Consider the following 5167-nt stretch of genomic DNA (forward strand, 5'->3'; position numbering starts at 1 on the left):
CGTTCGAACAGGTCGTCCTTGCTGAACACCCGGTTCGGGTGGTTGCACAGGAACAGCAGAAGATCATACTCTTTAGAGGTCAGCAGCACCTCCTGTTCGTTCACGAACACCTTGCGGGACAGCTGGTCGATCCGGATTCCCCGCAGCCGCAGCTCGCTCTTCGGCTCCCGCCGGTGCTCCGACGTCAGCCGGTCATAGCGGGACAAATGCGCTTTGACGCGTGCCACAAGCTCGCCTACGCTGAAGGGCTTCGTAATATAATCGTCCGCACCGAGGCCGAGTCCCCGGATTTTATCGATATCCTCCTTGCGGGCGGTCACCATCAGGATCGGAATGTTCCTCGCCTCGCGGACCTGGCGGCAGATTTCGAATCCGTCCACCTTCGGCAGCATCAGATCGAGGATGATCAAATCGTACTCCTCTTCCAGCGCCTTCTTCAGGCCGGTATCCCCGCTTGCCGCGACTTCGACGGCATATCCGCCCGCCTCCAAATAATCCTTTTCCACTTCCGCAATGACCAGTTCATCCTCAATGATCAAAATGCGCTTCACGCCCGCTCACCGCCATCTCTTGTCATCTTTGGCAACGCAAAATAAATGCTCGTTCCTTCGCCGGTCCGACTCTCCGCCCAGACCCTGCCTCCCATGCCCTCGATCATTTGCTTAACGATCGCAAGCCCGAGGCCGCTCCCGCCGGTATCCGTATTTCGCGACGGCTCGGCACGGTAGAACCGGTCGAAAATATGCGGCAGCGCCGCTTCTTCAATCCCGGAGCCGTTATCCTTGATCCGGATCACAGCCTCATCCGACCCGTCTCTCAGGTTTACGGACAGTTCCTTATCCGCCTTATCCAAATACTTCAGGCTGTTGTCGATAATATTCAGGATCACTCTCCGCAGCTTCTCCCTGTCCGCCATCACCTGAACGCGCTCCCTATCAGGCAGCTCACACGCGATCTTCACGCCGGACATCCGGGGATCGAGCCGCAGCTCCTGAACACAGTCCGCAACATACCCTTTCAGATCGGTCGGCTCCATATGAAAAGGCAGCTTCTTCAAATCCAGCTTCGAGAACAGCAGCAGTTCTTCAATCAGCCGGTCCATATCCTCCGTCTTTTTCGCGATCATCCCCATATACTTATCCCGCATCGCGTCGGTATCGGCAATCCCATCCTGAAGGCCCTCCACGCAAGCCTTGATGCCGGTAATCGGCGTCTTCAGGTCATGGGAGATGCTTGCGATCAGCTCCTTGCGGTTATCCTCGTACTGCAGCTGCAGGCGAATCGAATCGCTCAGACGGCTCCGCATTTCTTCAAACGCCTCCCCCAGCTCCCCGATCTCATCCTTGCGCTTCAGCGCGATTTCGTGGCTCAGATCCCCGTCCTTGATCTGCTCTGCGGCATGCTTTAATGCATACAGCGGCTTGATCAGGCTCCGGGAGACCGAGTAGGTCAGAATCCCGTTGGTCAATCCGATGACCAGAAGCAGGGTTAGCATTATCAGCGGGAATAACTTTTTGGCTTCCGCAAAAAATGTGCTCATATCCGTCAAGACGTAGACCGCTCCCGTATGCTGGCCGCTGAAGGCGACATCGAATTTCTCCACGGAGAACCGGCCGCTTCCTTTCGCTCCCCAGCGGTGCCAGGACATTGCCGGCTGCCACTTTTGGATTTCCTTCTCCACATCGACGCCGCGGAGCAGATCCGAGGCATACGTGATCCGGCCGTCTTCTGTTACGACGATACCCGCATCCAATCGGGTCAGCTGTTCGTCCGCTTTGGCCACGAAGGAGGGATCGGCGAACCGATCGGGTTCGGTCTGGATCATAAACTTGAGGCCGGCGGCCATTTCGCCGCGAAGGCTTGCCTTTTCCCAAATGGCAGGGGTGCCTCGACCTTCCCCGATGTTTTTGAACAATACAGTATACAGCCCTCCGGCAATCACAGCGAACAGAACGACCGGGATGAAGGTCATCGCAATATAAGAAAGCAAAAGTCTTGTTTTGATGGACATGGGCCAATCTCCTTAGAGCTGTTTTCTCGCGAACATCATGAGTCCCGCCGCATAAGCCATTATAATATAAGACAGCAGCAGGAGAAACGTATTGAGCAGTGTATCCGCCGGTGCCCCGCTGCCGGTCCACAGCACATCCCAGCGTGTGTAGGAAAAGACAGACCAGGCAGAAAGCTGCGGAAGCAGCAAAGGCAGCGCTTTGGCCGCGGCGTAGACCAGCACGATGGTCATTAAGGCGCTGGTTCCAGACGAAAACAGCTGCGCAATGAATACGCACACCAGGCCGATGGCCATCATCGGCACAAAGGAAGCGGCGTACGCCTTCAGGCTGTCCGCCATGCCGCCTGCCGGTCCCCCGACCGCCCACGCCGATACGGTTGAGGCGATCCAGAGCACGCCAAGGCATAGGGCGGCAAACACCGCGATGGCGATCACTTTAGACGCGTACGCCCGGGCACGTGTAACGGGCCGCAGCAGAACCAGCTTCATCGTGCGGGCCGCCACCTCCCCGGGAAACGAGTGGGCCGCTGCAGCCGCCATGTAGAGCGGAATGATCGCAAAGGTGAACAAGTGAAGCATGGCCACCGGGAGGCTACCCTCCAGTCCAAACAGCATCCCCGCCCTTATCTTCAGAAGGCTGGACAGCAGCACGGTAACGACCGGAAGGATCAAAGCCAACAGCAGGAATCCCTTCGTCCGGCGCTGCCGCCAGAGCTTCTCCGTTTCATTCAGCAGATTGGCGTATAAGCTGTGCATCGCGCTCCCCCTCCTTGGACTCCAGCAATTTAAAGGTAACGTATTGTTCCAGCGACATACCTGCCCCGTTCCATTCGTCTTCCCTTCCCAGGCTGATCAGATGACCATCACGCATCACGCCGACACGGTCGGCGATCAAGCTCAGATCGTGGATCAGGTGGCTGGAAATGAGGAAGGTGATTCCTTGGTCTGCCAGCTGCCGGACCGTGCTGCGAAAATCGGCCATCCCTTCGATATCCAGACCGTTCGTCGGTTCGTCGAGCAGCACCAGCCGCGGAGCGGACAGCAGCGCCGAAGCCAGCCCCAGCCGCTGCTTCATTCCCAGCGAAAAGCCGCGCACCCGTTCATGGCGGTATGGCTTGAGACCGACCTTCTCCAATACCTCGTCAATCCGGCTCGCCGGCAGATCCCTGTAAAACCGTGCCGACAGCTTCAAATTATCGCGGGCGCTCATGTATTCATAAGCTTCCGGGGTCTCAATGATACACCCGGTATGGCTGACGGCCTGTTCAAAACGCTCCGCGATATCATGCCCCATGATCCGGACGTTTCCCCGATCCGGTTGGATTAAGCCCGTGATGATTTTGAGCACCGTCGTCTTGCCCGCGCCGTTGGGCCCGATGAATCCAAATACTTCGCCCTCCGAGGCGGTAAATGACACATCCTTGACCCCGCGGTGGTTACGGAAAAGCTTGGTGATTCCCTCCACTTCAAGTACGCTGTTCATGCGTTCAATCCCTCCTTCTAAAAAAGGGCGGCCGAACCTTCTCCTGCCCGGCCGCCGCCTTCCTGCTTAGCCTTCCTGCTTAGTGATGCTTCCAGCCGTTTCTATCCCAATGGTTTTCGACCTTCTCGGTCTGTTTACCCGCGAGATCGATCCGATCGGGCGTCGTTGCGTCATACCCCGAGAAGCCGGCGTTCAGCTGGAAGGTGAGCACATGCGCTGCTCCTGCCGCATCCTTCCCCGTAACCCAGATTTCCGCCGATTGGTTTTCCAAGGCCGCGTTTTTGCCGATTTTGGCATCCAAATCGACCTGCTCCACCTTGATCTCATCCGTCAGCTTCGGCAGATTCATCTTCCATTCCGAATTTCCGGCCGGCAGATGTCCCTGGGCCGCCGCACCGTGATTCCAGCCATCCGCGCTGCCGGCCTTGGAAGCGATGAGTGAGCCTACGGCATTCACCACGGCCGGAATCTGGCTGCCCGATAAATGGAGCTCCGCCTCCTTCGTACCGTCGCTGCCCGTCTCCACTGTCGCCAAATCCTTGATGTTCCCCATCAGCGCTTCCATTACCTGCTCCGCGGCTTGCGGCATTTGGGCCGCTTTACCGTCATGCTGCCACTCTGGCGCCTGGTCCATCACCCGATATACTTCCGAATCACTGCTCTTAAGAATCATCTTGCCGTCCTGTCTGTAAGTCTGCATCGTATGTGTCCGTGTACCGTCGTCTATCACCGCCGTCATGCTCATCGCCTGCTTGGCGTGATTGACCTTCATGTCCGCCGTACCGGACAGCACCTTCGTACCGTTATCGCTCAAACTCCATACGACATGGGAAGCCATACTGTCAGCACCCTTCGTATGCGTAAACGCTGATTTGTAAGCTTCATATCCGGATGTGTTCGCCATGACGGAATACCCGCTTGCGAACAGCATAACCGCGCCCAGCCCGACCACCGCTCCTGCCGACAACCATTTTTTTCTCATCATATCCTCCATTGTTTCAAGAATTAGAAAGCCCGGGTCCCGGGATGGCAGCTGCCGTCCGCCTTCGGAGCGGACTCGCCCTGGCCCTCTAATCACCATCTTATCCCCCGTCTCTAAAACGCCTCTAAACCAAATCTAAAAAAAGTATAAAAATGCGCCTGGTCACCGCTGTCCGGGCACGATCCGGGAAAACATTCCCGGCCGGGCGTCCGTACGTTTCCAAACGCCTGCGTACCGCATTAAGCTGTATCATCGGTTATTTATGGCCAGATTCTATGAACGATGGAGGGAGTGCGCTGCGATGAACCGGCAAGTCATTATCAATGCAGACGATTTTGGCCTGTCACCTGCCGTGAACCGCGGCATTATTGAGGCATACCGGGCCGGTGGAATCACCAGCACCTCGATGATGGTCAATATGCCCGGTTTGGCGGACGCTGTGCATGCAGCACGCTCGCTGCCCGGTCTCGGCGTCGGGCTGCATTTTAACCNGACATATGGACGGCCCTTGTCGGACCCGGCTGCCGTCCCTTCGCTGGTGAGAGAGAACGGGGTATTTCTTGATGGTAAAATCAGACGCAGCCGGAATGCTGCCGATGTTGCCGCCGAGCTGGATGCCCAGTGGAACCGGTTCCTGGACGACCTCCCTGTTCCCCCACACACCTGGATTCACATCAGCTGCTGCATCAGG

The 5167-nt window shown here is 57.2% G+C and carries 6 protein-coding genes; 1 reads left to right on the forward strand and 5 read right to left on the reverse strand.

Annotated features, from left to right (window positions below; translation table 11 throughout):
• From CPT76_RS18040 to CPT76_RS18060, 5 genes are all read right to left on the reverse strand, one after another.
• A partial coding sequence (locus CPT76_RS18040; protein ID WP_105444127.1) for a response regulator transcription factor occupies positions 1-551 on the reverse strand: 551 nt, incomplete at its 3' end.
• The gene (locus CPT76_RS18045; protein ID WP_105443816.1) at positions 548-2011 is read right to left on the reverse strand and encodes a sensor histidine kinase; all 1464 of its coding nucleotides are present in this window, start codon (positions 2009-2011) and stop codon (positions 548-550) included. The genes CPT76_RS18045 and CPT76_RS18040, both read right to left, overlap by 4 nt.
• A gap of 12 nt (positions 2012-2023) precedes the next feature.
• Positions 2024-2767 (reverse strand): ABC transporter permease, encoded by a 744-nt coding sequence (locus CPT76_RS18050; RefSeq protein ID WP_105443817.1) that lies wholly within the window; start codon positions 2765-2767, stop codon positions 2024-2026.
• Entirely contained in the window at positions 2736-3494 is a 759-nt protein-coding gene (locus CPT76_RS18055; protein WP_105443818.1) for an ABC transporter ATP-binding protein, read from the reverse strand. Before CPT76_RS18055 ends, CPT76_RS18050 begins: the two co-directional genes overlap by 32 nt.
• A gap of 79 nt (positions 3495-3573) precedes the next feature.
• The gene (locus CPT76_RS18060; protein WP_105443819.1) at positions 3574-4476 is read right to left on the reverse strand and encodes a hypothetical protein; all 903 of its coding nucleotides are present in this window, start codon (positions 4474-4476) and stop codon (positions 3574-3576) included.
• Positions 4477-4777: 301 nt separating this feature from the next.
• On the opposite strand from CPT76_RS18060, the gene CPT76_RS18065 reads away from it, so the two are divergent.
• Positions 4778-5167: carbohydrate deacetylase (locus CPT76_RS18065; RefSeq protein ID WP_181152905.1), on the forward strand; the 390-nt coding region annotated here is incomplete at its 3' end.

It is taken from the genome of Paenibacillus sp. AR247, from assembly GCF_002968895.1.
Taxonomy (GTDB): Bacteria; Bacillota; Bacilli; order Paenibacillales; family Paenibacillaceae; genus Paenibacillus_AQ; species Paenibacillus_AQ favisporus.

What these genes read in the sequence shown, in the direction of transcription:
- CPT76_RS18045 (WP_105443816.1), bottom strand. Translation starts at nt 2,011, where the DNA reads ATGTCCATCAAAACAAGACTTTTGCTTTCTTATATTGCGATGACCTTC.
- CPT76_RS18050 (WP_105443817.1), bottom strand. Translation starts at nt 2,767, where the DNA reads ATGCACAGCTTATACGCCAATCTGCTGAATGAAACGGAGAAGCTCTGG.
- CPT76_RS18055 (WP_105443818.1), bottom strand. Translation starts at nt 3,494, where the DNA reads ATGAACAGCGTACTTGAAGTGGAGGGAATCACCAAGCTTTTCCGTAAC.
- CPT76_RS18060 (WP_105443819.1), bottom strand. Translation starts at nt 4,476, where the DNA reads ATGAGAAAAAAATGGTTGTCGGCAGGAGCGGTGGTCGGGCTGGGCGCG.